Source organism: Marinobacter sp., from assembly GCF_052091845.1.
Lineage (GTDB): Bacteria > Pseudomonadota > Gammaproteobacteria > Pseudomonadales > Oleiphilaceae > Marinobacter.
The window spans coordinates 18796-37885 of sequence record NZ_JBQDCO010000016.1 but is presented as its reverse complement, the minus strand read 5'-3'; the positions used below and the strand labels follow the sequence as shown (position 1 = coordinate 37885).

Below are 19090 nucleotides of genomic sequence, written 5' to 3'. Positions count from 1 at the left end.
GGCTCCGTTCCTTGCTTTCTTTTCGGGCGTTACGGCTAGCTTACCTTGCCACAACACTGCTTGAATTTTTTGCCGGATCCGCATGGGCAGGGCTCATTTCGCCCCACTTTGCGCTCCTGTCGCACAAAGGTTTCTGGCGTTGTTTGCCGGGAATCACTGGCGCCGCCATCGTCCCTTTTTTCGTCTTCGCCCTGTGCCGTAGCGCTGGTCTCATCGTGGCGCAGGCGCGCCTTGGCCAGCTCCTGCTCAAGCTCCTCTTTGCGGCGACGTTCAACTTCTTCCAGCTCCTCCCGGCTCTGAACCCGAACATGACAAAGCACGCGGGCGACGTCACGCTTCATGGTTTCAAGCATGGCTTCAAACATGTTGAAGGCTTCACGCTTGTATTCCTGTTTCGGGTTCTTCTGTGCATAGCCCCGCAAATGGATACCACGGCGCAGGTGGTCCATGTTTGAGAGGTGCTCTTTCCAAAGCGTATCGAGAACCTGCAGAAAAACCTGCTTCTCGAATTTACGCATGGATTCAGCCCCGGCCACCTCTTCCTTGGCCCGGTAGGCAGCCACAATTTCGTCCAGAATCTTCTGGCGCAAATTCTCTTCAAATAACTTGCTGTCTTCTTCCAGCCAGGACTGAACGGGCAGATCGATACCCATTTCTGATTGCAGCTGACTTTCGAGGCCCGCTATATCCCATTGCTCGGGCATACTCTGGGGCGGAATATGTTCGCTAATCAGCACATCCACAACGTCTTCACGAATGGTGTCGACCATCTCGGAGACATCCTCGGATGACATTACTTCGTTCCGCTGATCATAGATAACCGTGCGCTGGTCGTTGGCAACGTCATCGTACTCAAGCAGCGTTTTACGCATATCGAAGTTACGCCCCTCAACCTTGCGCTGGGACTTCTCAATAGCGTTGGTAACCATACGATGCTCAATGGCCTCGCCCTGCTTCATACCCATCGCCTGCATCAGGCTCTTAACCTTGTCTGGCGCAAAAATACGCATCAGATTATCTTCAAGGGAGAGGAAGAAGCGGGAAGAACCCGGGTCACCCTGGCGACCTGCACGGCCACGCAGCTGGTTGTCGATACGGCGGGATTCGTGGCGCTCGGTACCCACAATGTGCAAGCCGCCGGCATCCAGAACCTGATTATGACGCTCGGTCCACTCGGCTTTGAGGCGCGCAACTTCCTCCTCTGTCGCGTCTCCCATGGCAGCCGCCTCGTGCTCCCAGTTACCGCCCAATACAATATCCGTACCCCGGCCAGCCATGTTGGTCGCGATGGTAACCGCTCCCGGACGACCGGCCTGGGCAATAATCTGTGCCTCTGACTCATGCTGCTTGGCGTTGAGGATCTTGTGCTCAATACGAGCCTTTTTCAGCAGCATAGAGAGCATTTCAGACGCCTCGATAGACGCCGTACCCACAAGAATAGGCCTGCCCTCGCCCGTCACATCCTTGATCTCATCAATGATGGCGTGGAACTTCTCATCCTGAGTCAGGTAAACAAGATCGTTGTAATCCGTACGCTGGATCGGCTTGTTAGGCGGTATAACCACCACATCAAGCCCGTATATCTGGCGGAACTCGAAGGCTTCGGTATCAGCCGTGCCCGTCATGCCGCCAAGCTTGTTATACAGCCGGAAGTAATTCTGGAACGTGGTCGACGCCAGAGTCTGGCTCTCAGCCTGAATTTTCAGACCTTCCTTTGCTTCCATTGCCTGGTGCAGGCCTTCACTCCAGCGACGGCCTGGCATGGTGCGGCCGGTGTGTTCGTCAACAATGACAACCTGGCCGCCCTGAACAATATAATCCACATCTTTTTGGAACAGATGATGGGCACGAAGTGCTGAGTGCACATGATGCAGCAAGCTAAGATTAGCAGCAGAGTAAAGACTTTCGCCTTCTTGCAGCAGTTCGCGGCTCAGCAGCAGTTCTTCGACTCTTTCGTGGCCTGCTTCTGTCAACTCAACCTGCCGCGATTTTTCATCAATGGTGAAGTCGCCAGAGGGTTCCCCCTCCTCACTTTCCTCGCCTAACTCCAAACCCGGGATCAGTTCATTGATCGCCAGATAGGCCTTGGAGCTATCTTCCGCAGCACCGGAAATAATGAGTGGCGTGCGCGCTTCATCGATAAGAATGGAGTCAACTTCGTCCACAATGGCGTAGTTAAGACCACGCTGCACCTTGTCTTCGGTGCTGAAAGCCATGTTGTCACGCAGGTAATCAAAGCCAAACTCGTTGTTGGTGCCATAGGTGATATCAGCTTGATACGCAGCACGCTTGTCTTCAGGTGCCTGACCGGCAACAACCACGCCTACCTGCAACCCGAGGAAACGATAAAGCTTGCCCATCCACTCCGCATCACGGCTGGCCAGATAGTCGTTCACGGTTATCACGTGCACACCCTTGCCCGGGATAGCGTTGAGGTACACAGCAGCCGTTGCAACCAGCGTTTTACCCTCACCGGTCTTCATCTCCGCAATCCGACCCTCGTGCAGAGTGATACCGCCAATCAACTGCACATCGTAGTGGCGCATCCCCATAACACGCCGCCCGGCTTCACGAACCGTGGCAAAAGCCTCGGGCAGCAGTGCATCCAGGCTCTCGCCTTCGTCGAGTCGGCGACGGAACTCGGCCGTTTTGCCCTGCAACTCGGTGTCCGCCAGATTGCCAAACTGCTCTTCAAGCTCATTAACACGCAAAGTCAACTTGCGCATTCTCTTGATTTCTCTGGCATTTTTACTGCCGAACATCTTGGTTGCAAACTTTGAGAACATAGACCAATGCTTCTTTGATTAAACGGAGGAAGCCGGCATTCTAACCTTATTTAGTGACAGGACAAAAGGCAGGGCTCACATAGCCGAGGTTCAGGGGCTATCCTGTGCCAAATACCGGGAAAAAATGTAGCTGATGGGACTGAGGGGGGGCTAAACACGCGTCAAGCGAAACCTGACAAATTAACGACTTGCCCTTTTAATGTACGTTTCGGGGTTCTCGGTTTTACCATTGCGGATAACCTCAAAATGCACATGGGGGCCAGTTGAGCGACCAGTGCTTCCCATCAGCGCCAGTACCTGCCCTTTCTGTACAACGTCACCCGTCTTGACCTTTACGGTCTTGCAGTGCGCATAGCGGGTCACCAGGCCATCCCCATGGTCTACTTCAACCAGATTACCATAACCATACCGCTCAGCCGCATAAGTGACTACCCCACCTGCCACAGAAATAATATCGCTGCCGTCTTTGCCGGCAAGATCCACTCCTGCATGCCAGGTACGCTTTCCGTTGAACGGGTCCGAACGGTAGCCGTAACGCGAGGATAGCCAACCCCAGTTAATTGGGCGGCCTTCCAGATACAGTTCATCTTCCAGTTTTTGACGTGAAGAAACCTGATCCAACAAGCGTAGCTGTTGCTCCCGGTCCTGGATCTTGTGTTCCAGCTCATCGATCATTCGAGTGAGCTCTGGCGCCGAAAACGAATCAGCAGGGAGCGATTCTTCAGGGCCACCCACTGCAGCCGGTTGGTTGAAATCGAACTCGTCACTGGCAACCAGACCAGACTCAACAAAACGCTGCCCCAAGGCATCGAGTCGCAACAAGCGGCCCTGAATCTCACCAAGCCGCAACGTAAGCGCGTCTACCTGATCCTGAACGTTCTGCTGCACGCCGGCCAACTCGGTTTTTTGTTCGCTGAGCTTGCTTCGCCACTCCGTTATTAGCTGCGAATCCGAAGGTTCCCGGGCATCCGCCTGGTTTAGCGCCACGCTGTACCCCGCCCAGCCCGCGGCAGCAATTAATGCCGCCCCAGCAAGCGCCAGGGCAAATGTAATTGGACCATTAAGCGCCAGCACACGGGATTTTCCGTGGCTTTTGCCAACAAGAATGATATTCATAGTGTCTTCTGAATTCATGGATGAGCCGCAACCATTTCCTGTAGTGTCGCAGCCCGGAATAATCCGAGCGGGTCTGCCATCCTTAGCAACAACTACGTACTGATTAAATCGTAGCGCCCGGTAGACATACTCAGTTACAACAAGGTAAAACAAGAGCAGCGCTGGCACCACGTACAAAAGGTGCCGAAGTGTAACCAATCGTTATCGTGGCCGTCGAGCGGAAAACGCCTTATGAAAGGAAGAAATGAGCAAAAAATGACCTTCGACAACCTGGGAAGAACCCCGGTACTGCGAGAACTGATGGCAAAAGCCAACACCCACAGCATGGCAGAAGAGCAGGTGCGGGCCTCGTTACCAACTGCGTTGCAGGCGGGCACCCGCTTTGTTAGCTGCTCGGATGGAGAGTTGGTCTTATCTGCAGAGAGTGCCGGAAAAGCCAGCCAGATCCGTTTCCGCCAACATGAAATCATGGAAAATGTGCGGGAGAACGAGCTGTTCCGATTTGTATGGAAGCTTAAGGTAAAAGTGGTACCGCCACGGTTTCATGATAAGCCGCCAGCGAAAAAAATCCCTCTAAGTAAAGAAAATGCCCAGCTTCTGAAAGAAGAAGCCGGGCACACGAAGGACACAAAACTACGCGAGATTCTCGAAAAACTCGCAAGCCACGTTCGGGATTAAGGCTTCCCGCCTTAAACCGGTACCGCCAGCACAGGCTTCATGTAGGAGATAGGTGCGGTTTCTTCATTATCAAAGGTAACCACCTCCCATGCATCTTCTTCCGCTCTGAGCTTGCGTAGCAGCTTGTTATTCAGACCATGACCGGATTTAATGCCGCGGAACTCGCCAATCAGGCTATTGCCTAACAGGTACAGATCTCCGATTGCATCCAGCACTTTGTGTTTGACGAACTCGTCATCGTAGCGAAGACCGTCTTCGTTCAGAATTTTGTAGTCGTCTACCACGATGGCGTTGTCTACACTGCCACCTAGCGCCAGGTTCATCGCCCGCAGTTTTTCAATGTCACGCATAAACCCGAAAGTCCGTGCGCGGCTGACTTCCTTTACGAAAGACGTGCTTGAAAAATCTACGGTCGCGGTCTGGGCACGGCCTTTGAACACCGGGTGATCAAAGTCGATACCAAAGCTCACTTTAAAACCTTCAAACGGCAGGAAAGTTGCCTTTTTGTCGTCTTCTTCAAGGGTCACTTCCCGCTTGATGCGAATGAACCGCTTGGCAGCTTCCTGCTCGGCAATGCCGGCAGACTGCAACAGAAAGACGAACGGACCGGCAGAACCGTCCATAATCGGCACTTCTGAAGCGCTCAGCTCAACAAAGCAGTTATCGATACCGAGACCAGCCATAGCCGACAACAAATGCTCAATTGTCGCCACACGGACACCGTCTTTTACCAGCGTCGTGGACAGCATGGTCTCACCCACATTTTCGGCGCAGGCTTTGATTTCGACCACGGGGTCAAGATCTGTACGCCGGAAAATGATTCCCGAATCTACCGGAGCTGGCTTCAGGGTAAGGTAAACCTTTTCCCCCGAATGCAGTCCTACGCCGGTAGCACGGATCGTGTTTTTAAGTGTCCGTTGTCTGATCATCGGTTCGTTATTCCGTCAATAATTGGCAATATTCTAAACAAAACTTCGCGTCAGAATATCAAAAAACACGACTGAGTACCATTTGCACAATTCGATATTGCTTAAATTTCACGCAATACGACCATCGGCAATCAGCGCATCGTGGTTCGAACTGGTGGCCCGTCTGCACAGGCACAGCCCCACTTCAAACATCAGTCGTCCCAGATTATCAGTCTGCCTGCCTGCGAAGGAATGCGGGAATATCGAGATAGTCCACTCCCTGCTCTTCGCTTTCTTTGCTCTGGTCAACCGCCACATTACCGTGAGATACCGCACGGCGACGCAGGATTGCAGGGCGGTCCAGCTGGTTGTAATCGGTTTTTCCATCCAGGGTGCGGGTGTTATCCACGACTTTGGTTGGCTTTTCATGATCCCCGCCAAGCCCCGTGGCAACAACCGTGACCTTCAACTCTTCGGTCATATCCGGATCTATAACAGTACCTACAACAACTGTCGCTGAATCGGAAGCAAACTCACGCACAATGTCACCCACCTCGGAGAATTCACCCAGGTTGAGATCCATGCCAGCGGTAATGTTAACCAGAATACCCTTGGCACCCTGCAGGTTAACGTCTTCCAGAAGCGGACTCTTGATAGCGGCTTCAGCTGCTTCCCGCGCACGGTTCTCGCCAGTGGCCCGTGCCGTACCCATCATGGCCATACCCATCTCGGACATCACTGTCTTCACGTCGGCAAAGTCAACGTTAATCATGCCGTTGCGAGTAATAAGATCTGCAATACCCTGAACCGCGCCAAGCAGCACATCGTTCGCCGCAGCAAATGCGTCTAGCAGGCTGGTTTTCTTGCCCAGCACTGCAAGCAGCTTTTCGTTAGGAATGGTGATCAACGAATCAACGCTGTCTTCCAGTTCCCTCAGCCCCTCATCTGCCAGGCTCATCCGCTTGCCGCCTTCAAAACTGAAAGGCTTGGTGACCACGGCGACTGTCAGAATGCCCATTTCCCGGGCAACCTCGGCAACTACAGGTGCAGCACCTGTGCCAGTACCGCCGCCCATGCCAGCGGTAATAAACACCATATCCGCGCCTTTGATGGCTTCGGCAATGCGATCACGATCTTCCAGGGCAGATTGACGACCGATTTCCGGATTCGCCCCTGCGCCCAGGCCCTTTGTAATATTACCGCCCAACTGGATAATTTGACGCGCATCCATATCAGTCAGCGCCTGGGCATCTGTGTTGGCGCAGATAAACTCTACACCCTCGACGTCACTATTGAGCATGTGTCGCACGGCGTTACCACCGCCACCACCGACACCCACTACTTTAATGACAGCGTTTTGTTGGACATTATCGACTAGTTCAAACATTCCCCTTCTCCTTCGTGCTGTGTCAGCCTTGTTCCAGGCTGTTTATTCGAGATTTTATTTTCGAGATATCGTCTTTTCTGCTTTCCCGGAACCGTCAGAAATGACCGGTAAACCAGGCTTTCATGCGCTCAATCAGCGAAGGTGCATCTTCACCTTTGAGCACAGGTGTCCGGCCAAGATCCATTTGCCGAAAACCATGAATCAATAACCCCACGCCTGTCGCGTATATCGGGTTATCAACAACTTCTGTCATACCGGATACCGCCTGCGGGCAGGCCAGCCTTACCGGCATGTGGAAGATTTCTTCAGCCAGCTCCACCACACCCTCCATGGTGGAGGAGCCGCCGGTAATCACGATGCCTGCAGGAATGAGATCCTCGAACCCTGAACGACGCAGTTCTGACTGCACCAGGGCAAACAGCTCTTCGTAGCGTGGCTCAACCACCTCTGCCAGGGCTTGCCGTGAGAGATCCCGGGGCGCACGATCACCAACGCTTGGTACCTTGATGGTTTCGTCGGCGCCGGCCAGTTGCGTCAGGGCGCAGGCGTATTTGATTTTGATCTCTTCCGCGTTCTGCGTGGGCGTGCGCAGTGCCATAGCGATGTCGTTAGTAACCTGGTCGCCGGCAATGGGTATAACGGCTGTGTGGCGGATAGCGCCGCCCGTAAATACCGCAATGTCCGTAGTGCCACCCCCCATATCAACAACGCAGACACCCAGCTCTTTTTCGTCTTCGGTGAGGATTGCGTGGCTGGAAGCCAGCTGCTCCAAAATGACATCGTCTGCCTCAAGGCCGCAGCGGCGAATGCACTTTTCGATGTTCTGGGCAGCGTTGACAGCACAGGTCACAAGATGGACCTTGGCTTCCAGACGTACACCAGACATCCCCATGGGCTCCTTAATGCCTTCCTGGTTATCGATGACAAATTCCTGGGGCAAAATGTGCAGGATTTTCTGATCGGCAGGAATGGCAACCGCCTGGGCCGCGTCTATCACGCGATCAATATCCGCCTGAGTCACTTCCCGGTCGCGAATGGCGACAATGCCGTGGGAGTTAAGGCTTTTTATATGGCTGCCTGCGATCCCGGCATACACAGAGTGGATACGGCAACCTGCCATCAGCTCGGCCTCTTCCACCGCGCGCTGGATCGCCTGAACCGTGGTTTCTATATTGACCACCACGCCCCGCTTCAGTCCCCGGGACGGGTGAGAACCAATACCCACCACCTCAATGGTTCCGTCCATTTTGCGTTTGCCGACGATCGCAACCACTTTCGAGGTTCCGATATCCAAGCCGACAATCATGTTTTCCGTTTCAACCGATGACATGTATTCCACCAAACCGTAGGTCTGAATTTACTGTTTCTATGTTTTCGGGCTGGAAGCGACCTGGGCCTGCTTCCATTGAACCGCTACACCATTGGTGTAGCGGGCATCTACCCGGCTAACTTCGTCCGACCTTGATATCAGCCGGTTTTCATACACTGTGATAAAGCGCTCAAAACGCTTCGCGACCTGGTCCCGGCCGAGCACTACTTCAATTCCGTTTGACAGGCGAAGAGTCCAGGCCCCCCGACGCTCCAAAGAAAGCGCAGAAAACCCCAGACCGTGCCCTACTAACTTGTCGCTCATGGTGCGCGCCATACTGATCACGTCGCGCACCCGCTCATCAGGGCCCGCAAGCTTTGGCAAACGCCCTGCCACCTCCGGATTGGGCGGCATAAACAACTCGCCTGTGCGGCTGACCAGGCGCCCGTCGTTCCAGTAGGCCAAAGGCTTTTTCTCCCGAATGTCTATTTCCAGCCGATCCGGCCATACCCGACGCACAGCGACCGTCTCAACCCAGGGACGCTTCTCAAGATCGGCCTTAATGTCCGAAAGATCCGTTGAGAAGTAGCTTTTGCCAATCCAGCTCCCTGCCTGGCGCTCAATCGCAACGCGGCTGTCGCCAATAAACTCGCCATTAACATCAATCGCCAAAATTTGCTGATCCATAGCGCCCAGCACTTTGCCTGTTGCCCAGGGCACCAAACCTGCCGCCAGCAAAATGGCGATCCCCATACCCGCTTGCAGCCAGGGCACCGCCGCCAATACAGCTTTCAACACACCAAACCGGTCCTTCTCCGGCCCAAGGGAGGTTGCTCCCCGGCGCCGGGGAGGGTCGGACGGTACCGCCCCACTCCGGATCAGCAGTGTTTCAAGCATCGGCGTCCTCCAATGTGTCTTGAAGTATGCGCACCACCAACTCTTCGAAACTGATGCCTGCGGCTTTCGCAGCCATGGGCACCAGGCTGTGATCAGTCATGCCAGGTACTGTGTTCACTTCCAGCAGCCAAAACTCGCCGACGGCATCCTGCATGATGTCTACCCGGCCCCAGGTACGACAGCCCACTACCCGAAAGGCTTCCAGTGCGAGGTTTTGCAACGTCACTTCATCCTGGGGCGCAAGCCCGCAAGGAATCCGGTAGCGGGTGTCGTCTGCCAGGTATTTCGCGTCATAGTCGTAGAACACATGATCTGTGCTCAATCCGATAGCCGGCAGAGCACTGTCTTGCAACACGCTAACGGTAAACTCCGGTCCTTCTACCCACTCTTCTATGAGTACCGAGGTATCCAGCGCAGCAGCCGCTTCGTAGGCTTCAACCAGCTCAGCGGCACTGTTTACCTTGCGAATCCCGATGCTGGAGCCTTCGCGGGATGGTTTAACACTCAGCGGCAGGCGCAGCGCCTGAACAATTTGTTCCGCTTCCGCAGCGGCCGACATGGTTCTGAATTTTGGTGTTGCCAGCCCACAACCCGCAAACACATATTTTGTGCGTAATTTGTCCATCGCCAGAGCCGACGCCATCACTTCACTACCGGTATAGGGAATACCCGCCTGGGAAAGAATGGCTTGCAGCGTTCCGTCTTCGCCGCCCCGACCGTGCAAGGCTATAAACACCCGATCAAACTGAGGATTTTCGACCGTTTTCAGGAGGCAGCCCTGAACATCCATAGCGAAGGCATCAACGCCGGCAGACACCAGCGCTGCCAGAACCGCCTTACCGCTGCTGAGAGAAACCTCACGCTCAGCAGAGTCTCCGCCCATAAACACAGCCACACGCCCTAGCGCCCGAACCAGTTCTGGCTCGGCTTGATACGCGGGAATCTGGGGATGCTGCATATCACTCACCTGCAATCACTCCTGCTGCTGCCAACCGGGTCACTACACCGGCAATGTCGCCTGCGCCCTGTGTCATCAGGAGGTCACCATCTTGCAGAACACCCTGCAGCAGGCTCTCGATTTCGCGATTATCTTCTATAAATATGGGTTCTATCTTGCCGCGCTGACGTATGCTGCGGCACAAAGCTCTGCCATCTGCGCCCGGGATGGCGGCTTCGCCGGCAGAGTAAACATCCATCAATAGCAAGCCATCGACTTCTGACAGTACCCGCACAAAATCTTCATACAAATCACGGGTTCTGGAGAATCTGTGAGGCTGGTACAACATCACCAGGCGCCTTCCGGGCCAGGCATCGTGAGCTGCGCGAATCACCGCTTCTACTTCAGTGGGGTGGTGACCATAATCATCAACCAGCGTGATCATGCCTTTCGGTGTCTGGTAGTCGCCATAAACCTGAAAACGACGACCAACACCCGCAAAAACTGCCAACCCCTTACAAATCGCCTCGTCCGCAACGCCGTCATCGGTTGCTACGGCAATAGCAGCCAGCGCATTGAGGACGTTGTGGCGTCCGGGCATTTTCAGTTCTACCGTCAGATCACTGCGGTCACCTGGACGCTTGACTAAAAAGTGAGTTCTCAGGCCGTCGGTGACTATGTTCTCGGCCCGATAATCAGCATCCGGGTTGTCGATGCCGTAGGTGATAATCGCCCGGGCAATCCGGGGGATAATCTCTTGCACATAACCATCATCCACACACATCACAGCCAGGCCGTAAAACGGTAGGTTATGGAGGAAATCCACAAACGTTTGCTTGAGTTTTTCAACGTCGCCGCCGTAGGTATCCATGTGGTCGGCTTCGATATTGGTTACCACCGAAATCGTTGGCGTGAGATGCAAGAAGGAGGCATCGCTCTCGTCCGCCTCAGCGACCAGATAGCGTGAGCCACCTAGCTTGGCATTGGTGCCTGCACTATTGAGCTTGCCGCCGATTACAAAAGTGGGATCAAGCCCTGCCTCACCCAGCACCGAAGCAATCAGGCTGGTGGTAGTGGTTTTGCCATGGGTGCCCGCTACCGCAATACCATGGCGGTAGCGCATGACCTCAGCCAGCATTTCTGCCCGGGGCACAATAGGCACTCTGCGGCTGCGAGCTGAAGCTACTTCCGGGTTATCAGAGCTTACAGCGGAAGAAATCACGACCACATCGGCTTGCGCGCTGTTCTCTTCCCGGTGTCCAATCTGAACCTCAATACCCATAGCCTTGAGACGACCTGTGACCACACCTTCTTTCAGGTCTGATCCAGATACGTCATAACCCTGGTTTTTAAGGACTTCTGCAATGCCGCTCATGCCGGCGCCACCGATACCCACAAAATGAATGTGGCGAATTCGGCGCATTTCCGGTACTTGAAAAACAAGTGGCGGATTGGTTGTATCAGCCATTAACGGCCTCCAGACAATAATTCACGACCCGCTCCGTTGCATCGGGGCGAGCCAACGTACGTGCAGCCTTGGCCATATCCATAACCCGGGCCCGATCCCTGGCGAGATCGCCCAGGGTTTCTGCCAGCACAGCTGGTGTCAGCTGCGACTGAGGTATAAGCACGGCAGCTTTGGCACTCACCATTTGCTGGCCGTTTTTCGTTTGGTGGTCATCTACAGCGTGAGGAAATGGCACCAAAATAGCCCCGATGCCCGCTGCACACAGCTCAGAAACCGTTAAAGCCCCGGCACGGCACAGCACAACGTCTGCCCAGCTGTATGCTTCTGCCATGTTTTTTATAAACGGCTCAACATCGGCTTTAATGCCGTTGCGCTGGTAAGATGCTTGCGCCTCTTCCACATGCTTTCTGCCACACTGGTGGCGAAGCAACGGCCGCTCCTGCTCCGGCAGCATTGCCAGGGCCTCTGGTAACTGCTGGTTAAACACTTGAGCGCCCAAACTGCCGCCGACAACCAACACCCGTAACGCAGGCTTTTTGGTATCTGGCCCACAGTTGCGTGTAGCCATTCTCTGCTCCGGTTCTGGCAGGGCTGCCAGATCTGCCCGTACCGGGTTGCCGGTACACCGGGTAATTACATCCGGGCCAAAGCTGCCAGGAAAGGCCTCCAATACAGCTTTTGCGAAGCGCACCAGAATACGGTTGGTCATGCCGGCAATGGCATTTTGTTCATGGATCACCAAAGGCGTTTTCGTAAGCCATGCCGCCACACCACCAGGGCCGGTTACAAACCCACCCATGCCAATCACGCAATCCGGGCGAATACGGCGCATAATGGTGAAAGCCTCGCCCAGCGCCCGCATCAGCCGGAACGGCGCCATAAGCAAGGCCAACTTACCCTTACCCCTAAGCCCCGAAATATGTATCAGTGACAGAGGAATGCCGGTGTCACCAATCAGTTGCTCCTCCATGCCTCCGGTAGCACCCAGCCAATGCACTTGATGCCCTTCGGCCTCAAGCGCCCGAGCGGTTGCCAGCGCCGGAAACACATGGCCTCCGGTACCTCCGGCCATCATCAAAAAACTGCGCGACTCACTCATGAGGCACCTCCCCGCTTACGAGGGGTGGCTTTATCCGTCGTTTGCTTTTCCTTATCCAGACGCTCCATCTCAACCCTGGCTAAAACCCCGATACATACACAGTTGACCATCAAACTGGAGCCGCCGTAGCTTACCAGTGGCAAGGTCAGACCTTTTGTGGGCAGCAAACCGGTGCTGACCGCCATGTTGATTCCCGCTTGCAGGCCAATCAGCAGCGTAATGCCATAGGCGAAACAGGCACCAAAAGGCATGCCCGCCTTCTCGGCCCGACGGGCAATGACAAAACCGGCAACAACAAGCGCTGTAAATAGCCCCAACACCAACAATGAACCCAACAACCCGAACTCTTCGGCAATAATTGCGAAAATAAAGTCTGTGTGAGCTTCTGGCAGAAAAAACAGCTTCTGTATTGAGTCGCCCAAGCCAACGCCGGTCCATTCGCCGCGCCCGAATGCAATCAACGACTGGGTTAGCTGATAGCCGCTGTCAAACTGATCTTTCCAGGGGTCCAGATAGCTCACGACGCGCTTCAGGCGATAAGGTTGAGTCAGTATCAGAATAACCCCGAGCACCACCAATGTTGCGATCAGCGGTACAAACCGGCTAAGGCGCACGCCACTCAGGAAAATCATGCCAGCGGCGGCTGAAACCAGAACCACGGTGGCGCCAAAATCCGGTTGAATCACCAACAGAGCAGACGCCAGGCCCAAAACTACCAAAGGCTTCAGAAAGCCCGGCCAGGTATTTAATAACTGGTCACGCCGGCGCACTACATAGCCGGCCAGATAAGCGATCAAACACAGCTTCGCAACTTCCGACACCTGCACATTGAACAGGCCAAACGGAATCCAGCGGGTTGAACCATTGACCGTGCGACCCAACGGTGTCAGAACCAGCATCAATACAAGCATGCCTATGCCCAGTAGCAGCCAGCCACTGCGCTCCCACCAGGCCACTGGCACATTAACTGACACCAAAGCGAGCATGCAGCCCATCACAGCGAACACAAGCTGACGAATGACATAGTGATAACCATTGCCCATGGTTTCTACAGCCACATCCATGGAGGCTGAAGAGATCATCACTACGCCGATAATCAGCAGCGCAACCGAGCTGAGTATGAGAACAGCCAAAGGCTGGAGGTTTCCCGGCCACTGCGTTCGTATGGGTGAGGTTGAGAGCCCTGCCTGTATCACAGCCCCTCCCCCAGAGAAAGAACCAGGCCCCGAAACTGATCGCCACGATCGCCATAGTCACGGAACATGTCGAAACTGGCACAAGCCGGGGAAAACAAAACCCGATCGCCTTCCAGCGCCAACCCAGCAGATTTTTCGACCGCCCCGGCCAGTGTTTCGGCTCGATAAACCGCGACGTCAGACCCTAAAGCTTCGCCAATGCGATTTGCATCACTACCGATCAGCACCACCGCCCGGCAATAAGTTGCGACCGGCGCCGCCAGATCAGAAAACTCCGCACCCTTACCCTCGCCGCCGGCGATCAGTACTATTTTTCCGCCTTCTGGCGCCAGACTTTTTATAGCGGCGACAGACGCCCCTACATTGGTGCCTTTTGAATCATTGATATAATCCACAGCGGCGAGCCTGCGCACGAACTCACACCTGTGCGGCAGGCCGCTGAATGTTCGCGCCGCTGCCAACATGGCATCCATCGGCAACCGGGCTGCGCACCCCAGTGCCAGTGCCGCCATTACATTACTGAGGTTGTGCCAACCCACCAGTTTCAGTTCGCTGGCATTCAATATGTCATCGGACCCGTAGGTTAACCAAAGGCCCTGGCCATCCTCCCGGGTGCTAAAAGTGTCCGGATTGACACAACCAAATCCGAAATAGCGAGACCATCCACTGCCCTGTTCCATGGGTGCGCTTTGGTGGTCGTCCAGGTTCACAATGGCGTTCTGGCAGCCCTGAAATATTCGCTGCTTGGCCTTAAAGTAATTCACCTTGTTCGGGTAGCGGTCCAAATGGTCGTCGCTAACATTAAGCACCGTGGCCGCCAGCGCATTCAGTCGGGAGGTGGTTTCCAGCTGAAAGCTGGAGAGCTCAAGCACATACAGCTCAGCACCCAGTCCCAACAAATCCAGTGCCGGAATGCCAATGTTTCCGCCAACCTCAACATGACGACCAGCCGCGCGAGCCATTTCGGCTACCAGTGTGGCGACCGTGGTTTTGCCATTGGAACCGGTTATTGCGATAACGGGCGCATCGGCAACCTCGGCAAATACATCAATATCACCACGGATGCGCGCGCCTGCTTCGGCCGCATAAGCAATTGCAGGCTCAGCAATGCTGACACCCGGGCTTACGATCAACTCGCCGAAGCCGGCAAACCGCTCAGGGTCAAACTGGCCAAGATACACAGGTATATCAGGCCACCCGGCACGCAGATCATTCAGGCACGGCGGCGATTCACGGTTATCAGCCACCGCGATTTCCCGACCTTGTGCAAACAGATAGCGCACGCAGGAGAGCCCGGTTTTACCGAGCCCCACTACCAGTGTGCGATTATCTGACATGATGACACTCATAATGCGTCCGGTTTCCTATCGTAACTTCAGACTGGCCAGGCCAATCAGAACAAGAACCACGGTAATCACCCAAAAACGAACAATTACCCGCGGCTCTGGCCAACCCTTGAGTTCAAAATGATGGTGCAGTGGTGCCATCCGGAATATCCGGCGACCCGTTAATCTGAATGAAGCCACCTGCAAAATCACCGAGACTGTTTCCATCACAAACACGCCGCCCATAATGAAAAGAACAATTTCCTGGCGCACGATTACCGCAACCACACCCAGGGCCGCACCCAGGGCCAAGGCACCCACATCGCCCATAAAAACCTGAGCGGGGTAGGTGTTAAACCACAAAAAGCCGAGTCCGGCGCCAACCAGGGCTCCACAAAAAACAATAAGCTCGCCGGTCCCGGGCAAGTGTGGGATCAACAGGTAGTTTGAAAACTGAACGTTGCCAGACACATACGCAAAGATGCCCAAGGCACCCGCAACCATAACGGTGGGCATGATCGCCAAGCCGTCCAGGCCATCCGTCAGGTTGACCGCATTGCTGCTGCCGACGATCACAAAATATGTCAGCAGAATGAAAAATACCGGCCCAAGGGTCAGTGAGACGTTTTTCACAAAAGGCAGGTACAGGGATGTCTCCTGGGGCAGCGCAGAACTGAAATACAACGCCACAGCTGCAGCGGCGCCGATCAACGATTGCCAGAAATATTTCCAACGCCCCGGCAACCCGCGAGGGTTACGCTCCACCACCTTGCGATAATCGTCTACCCAGCCAATGGCACCAAACAGCAGGGTCACCAGCAGGGTTACCCAGATATAGCGACTGGTAAGGTCCGCCCACAACAGAGTGCTGATGCCTATTGCCACCAGAATCAATGCGCCCCCCATGGTTGGCGTGCCTGCTTTGCTCAGGTGCGTTTGCGGCCCGTCATCCCGAACCGCCTGGCCAATCTGGTACTGGCCTAGCTTCCGGATCATCAGTGGGCCAATAAACAGAGAAATCAACAAAGCCGTGAGCACCCCCAAAATCCCGCGCAGGGTAAGGTACTGAAACACCGTCAGCGCTGAAAAATATTCCGATAAAACCCCTGTTAACCAGAGAAGCATGCGCTAGTCACCTTGTTTTTTATTTCTTCCACCACGAGATCCATGGCTGAGCTTCTGGACCCTTTCACCAGCACGGTCATCGGCGGCTCGTTAGTACGAACGATGGCCTCAGCAGCCTCGTCGTGTGTTTGATATCTCTCGGCTGCCGCTCCAAAACCATCGGCATAACCATCACAGCCAGCACCTACCGTTAACAGGCGGTCAATTCTGAGATCAGCGGCAAGGGCTCCAACTTCGCGATGCAGATCGTAGGCCGTCGGCCCCAGTTCTCCCATGGCCCCAAAGACAGCAATGCGCACGCCCTCGCGTTTTACGAGCACTCTCAAAGCGGCTTTCATGGAGGCAGGATTGGCGTTATAGCTGTCATCAATAACCGACAAATCACCTGGCAGATTAATTTCCTGCAAGCGGCCGGGCACCGATTCCAGACAGGCCAGCCCGTCGGTAATAGCACGATCAGTCGCGCCTAATTCCCGGGTTGCCGCAATCGCAAGAAGGGTATTGGTTATATTATGCTCCCCTTCCAGCAACAGCCTGATTGCGCATGACCAGCCATCAGGCCCGGTTACCGCGACTTCGCCCCCCTGAACGTGCTCTGGTTCCACCACAGCTTTATAGTCAGCGGCGGGGTGGCCACAAAGGCTTACACTCACAACGCGCCGGTCACCGGCACGGTGCATCCACTGCTCAAACGCCGGGTCGTCACGGTTCAAAACCACCAGCCCGCCTTCGACTACCCCTTCGATAATTTCACCTTTGGCCTGCACGATGTTTTCGTAGCTGCCAAACCCTTCAAGGTGCGCTTCGCCTGCATTTGTGAGAATCACAACCTGCGGCTTGGTAATGGCGACGGTGTGAGCAACTTCACCCATTCCACTGGCGCCAAGTTCAATAACGCCATACTGATGCGTGGGCTCTAAACCAAACAGCGTTAACGGCACACCAATATGGTTATTCAGATTGCCTTGCGTCGCCAGGGTATTGCCCATGCGAGCCAGAATGGTCGAGCTGATCTCTTTGACAGTGGTTTTACCACTGCTGCCGGTTATCGCAATCAGCTTTGCATCGCTTTGGGCCCGGTTACCTGCTGCCAGGCTCCCCAGCGCCTCAACGGTATCGGCTACCACCAACTGGGGCATGTCCAAGCCGTCGTCAAAGGTGTCCACGACCGCAGCACAGGCTCCAAGCTCCCGGGCAGCCTGCAAAAATTTGTGACCATCGAAATTTTCGCCACGCAGAGCAACAAACAAATCCCCCGGCCTCAGCGCGCGCGTATCGGTAGACACAGAGGCATATGGCGTAGTATCCAGCCCCTCAGACACACAAGACGCGCCGGTAAACTGCACAGCCTGGGCCAGTGAGAAAGTGCCTATCATGCCGAGCCCCCTTCAATCTTCAGCATCCGCCGAACCTGAGCGGCATCACTGAACGGTAATTTTTTGCCAGCAATTTCCTGCCAACACTCATGGCCTTTTCCAGCGATCAGAATCAGGTCATCTGCGTTGGCCATGCTGATCGCGGCACGTATGGCCTCGGCGCGATCGTGAATCACCGCTACAGAATCCCGGAATGAAAAGCCAGCAAGAATGCCCTCCACAATCTCTCCAGGACTTTCTGTGCGGGGGTTGTCATCGGTAACGATGATGAAATCCGCACTCTTCTGGGCTTCTTTTGCCATTTCCGGGCGTTTGCCGCTGTCGCGGTCACCGCCACAGCCAAATACACAAATCAACCGACCGGTTACGTGTGGCCGCAACGCAGCCAGTGCATTTGCCAGGGCATCTGGTGTGTGCGCATAGTCAACAACTGCGCGCACACCACTTGGGCCACAAAAGCGCTCAAGCCGGCCGGCGGGCGGAACCAGTTGCGCCGCTGCCCGCTGCAGCTGTTCAACCGTCATGCCCAACGTTAAAGCAGTGGCAGCAGCGGCTAGCAGGTTACTGGCGTTAAAACTGCCCATGAGAGGAACAGACAACTCAAAGCCGCCCCACTCACCATCAATGAAAGCTTTAAAACCATCATCGGTGGGCTGGAAGTCTTTCAGCCAAAGCTCTGTCTCGGATTCGTGGCGGCTGTATCGAACACGATCACATTTACCGTCCAGGTTTTCGTATAATTGTCGACCAAATGGGTCATCAAAATTAATCACCGAAAAATGCACATCTTCGCGCTCAAACAAGCGCGCTTTGGCAGCCCCGTAGGCCTCCATTGAGCCGTGATAGTCGAGGTGATCCCGTGTCAGATTGGTAAAAACTGCCCCGGTGATGGTCAAGCCATCCACACGCCCCTGGTCCAGCCCATGGGAGGATACTTCCATGGCAGCCGCCCGGCCGCCTTTAGCAAGAATGTCAGTCAGTACCTTGTTAATCTGAAGCACGTCAGGGGTGGTATGAGAAGCCTCCTGCAAAGCAGGCGGCATGCCATAGCCCAGCGTTCCCAGAACACCGCACGGCGTTCCAGCGTGGCCTAACAACTGAGCCACGTAATGGCTCACAGAGGTTTTACCATTGGTACCGGTAACGCCTACCAACCGCAGTCTGCGAGACGGATGCTCATAAAAACGCGCAGCAATTTTTCCGAGCAGTTGCCGCAGTCCCGCAACAGGTACAACGAGCGTTCCCTGATGTTCCCAGCACTCCAGCTGGTTTTCCGACTCCAGGAGCACCACAGTTGCGCCTGCGGCTATGGCCATATCCATATAATAGTCAGCCGGCGTTTTCGCACCGGCGAGCGCAACAAAAGCATCGCCAGAGCCAACATCACGACTGTCGGTTTGTAACCCATGAATGGTTACATCAAATACGGAAGGCACAGATACAATGCCCTGCAACAAGGTGCTAAGAGATGTTATGCACATAG

The 19090-nt window shown here is 54.8% G+C and carries 14 protein-coding genes and 1 pseudogene; 1 reads left to right on the top strand and 14 read right to left on the bottom strand.

Annotated features, from left to right (window positions below; all coding sequences use genetic code 11):
- Nucleotides 1-35: 35 nt before the first annotated feature.
- Together secA and ACTHYN_RS07265 are read right to left on the bottom strand one after the other, a co-directional pair.
- A complete protein-coding gene (gene secA, locus ACTHYN_RS07270) occupies nt 36-2786 on the bottom strand; it encodes a preprotein translocase subunit SecA (RefSeq protein WP_441811795.1) in 2751 nt (916 codons plus the stop codon).
- Nucleotides 2787-2966: 180 nt separating this feature from the next.
- Complete coding sequence (locus ACTHYN_RS07265) at nt 2967-3920, bottom strand: M23 family metallopeptidase (protein WP_441811794.1); 954 nt, start codon at nt 3918-3920, stop codon at nt 2967-2969.
- A gap of 213 nt (nt 3921-4133) precedes the next feature.
- Here ACTHYN_RS07265 and ACTHYN_RS07260 point away from each other — a divergent pair, with 213 nt between their 5' ends.
- Nucleotides 4134-4580 carry a DciA family protein gene (locus tag ACTHYN_RS07260; protein WP_441811793.1) on the top strand — a complete coding sequence of 149 codons (447 nt, stop codon included), beginning with the start codon at nt 4134-4136 and terminating at the stop codon, nt 4578-4580.
- A gap of 11 nt (nt 4581-4591) precedes the next feature.
- Here ACTHYN_RS07260 and lpxC read toward each other — a convergent pair whose 3' ends face one another.
- The 12 genes and pseudogenes from lpxC to ACTHYN_RS07200 all read right to left on the bottom strand — a co-directional run bounded on the left by lpxC (nt 4592) and on the right by ACTHYN_RS07200 (nt 19088).
- A complete protein-coding gene (lpxC, locus tag ACTHYN_RS07255; protein ID WP_441811792.1) occupies nt 4592-5509 on the bottom strand; it encodes a UDP-3-O-acyl-N-acetylglucosamine deacetylase in 918 nt (305 codons plus the stop codon).
- Nucleotides 5510-5833: 324 nt separating this feature from the next.
- Nucleotides 5834-6875 (bottom strand): annotated as a pseudogene (gene ftsZ, locus ACTHYN_RS07250) (cell division protein FtsZ); the annotation flags it as partial.
- Nucleotides 6876-6969: 94 nt separating this feature from the next.
- The gene (ftsA, locus tag ACTHYN_RS07245) at nt 6970-8205 is read right to left on the bottom strand and encodes a cell division protein FtsA (RefSeq protein WP_441811791.1); all 1236 of its coding nucleotides are present in this window, start codon (nt 8203-8205) and stop codon (nt 6970-6972) included.
- Between the two features lie 36 nt (nt 8206-8241).
- Nucleotides 8242-9081: a cell division protein FtsQ/DivIB gene (locus tag ACTHYN_RS07240; RefSeq protein ID WP_441811790.1), complete on the bottom strand. Its 840-nt coding sequence runs from the start codon at nt 9079-9081 to the stop codon at nt 8242-8244.
- Entirely contained in the window at nt 9074-10039 is a 966-nt protein-coding gene (locus ACTHYN_RS07235) for a D-alanine--D-alanine ligase (protein WP_441811789.1), read from the bottom strand. The genes ACTHYN_RS07240 and ACTHYN_RS07235 overlap by 8 nt, the downstream gene beginning before the upstream one ends.
- A gap of 1 nt (nt 10040) precedes the next feature.
- Complete coding sequence (murC, locus tag ACTHYN_RS07230; RefSeq protein ID WP_441811788.1) at nt 10041-11486, bottom strand: UDP-N-acetylmuramate--L-alanine ligase; 1446 nt, start codon at nt 11484-11486, stop codon at nt 10041-10043.
- Nucleotides 11479-12585 (bottom strand): undecaprenyldiphospho-muramoylpentapeptide beta-N-acetylglucosaminyltransferase, encoded by a 1107-nt coding sequence (gene murG, locus ACTHYN_RS07225; protein ID WP_441811787.1) that lies wholly within the window; start codon nt 12583-12585, stop codon nt 11479-11481. Before murG ends, murC begins: the two co-directional genes overlap by 8 nt.
- Nucleotides 12582-13778 carry a putative lipid II flippase FtsW gene (gene ftsW / locus ACTHYN_RS07220; protein WP_441811818.1) on the bottom strand — a complete coding sequence of 399 codons (1197 nt, stop codon included), beginning with the start codon at nt 13776-13778 and terminating at the stop codon, nt 12582-12584. Before ftsW ends, murG begins: the two co-directional genes overlap by 4 nt.
- Nucleotides 13778-15130, bottom strand: a complete 1353-nt coding sequence (gene murD, locus ACTHYN_RS07215) for a UDP-N-acetylmuramoyl-L-alanine--D-glutamate ligase (RefSeq protein ID WP_441811786.1) — start codon at nt 15128-15130, stop codon at nt 13778-13780. The genes ftsW and murD overlap by 1 nt, the downstream gene beginning before the upstream one ends.
- A gap of 15 nt (nt 15131-15145) precedes the next feature.
- Nucleotides 15146-16231, bottom strand: coding sequence for a phospho-N-acetylmuramoyl-pentapeptide-transferase (gene mraY, locus ACTHYN_RS07210; protein WP_441811785.1), 1086 nt, complete (start codon nt 16229-16231; stop codon nt 15146-15148).
- Nucleotides 16216-17607, bottom strand: a complete 1392-nt coding sequence (locus tag ACTHYN_RS07205) for a UDP-N-acetylmuramoyl-tripeptide--D-alanyl-D-alanine ligase (RefSeq protein ID WP_441811784.1) — start codon at nt 17605-17607, stop codon at nt 16216-16218. The genes mraY and ACTHYN_RS07205 overlap by 16 nt, the downstream gene beginning before the upstream one ends.
- The gene (locus ACTHYN_RS07200) at nt 17604-19088 is read right to left on the bottom strand and encodes a UDP-N-acetylmuramoyl-L-alanyl-D-glutamate--2,6-diaminopimelate ligase (RefSeq protein WP_441811783.1); all 1485 of its coding nucleotides are present in this window, start codon (nt 19086-19088) and stop codon (nt 17604-17606) included. The genes ACTHYN_RS07205 and ACTHYN_RS07200 overlap by 4 nt, the downstream gene beginning before the upstream one ends.
- Between the last annotated feature and the right edge of the window lie 2 nt (nt 19089-19090).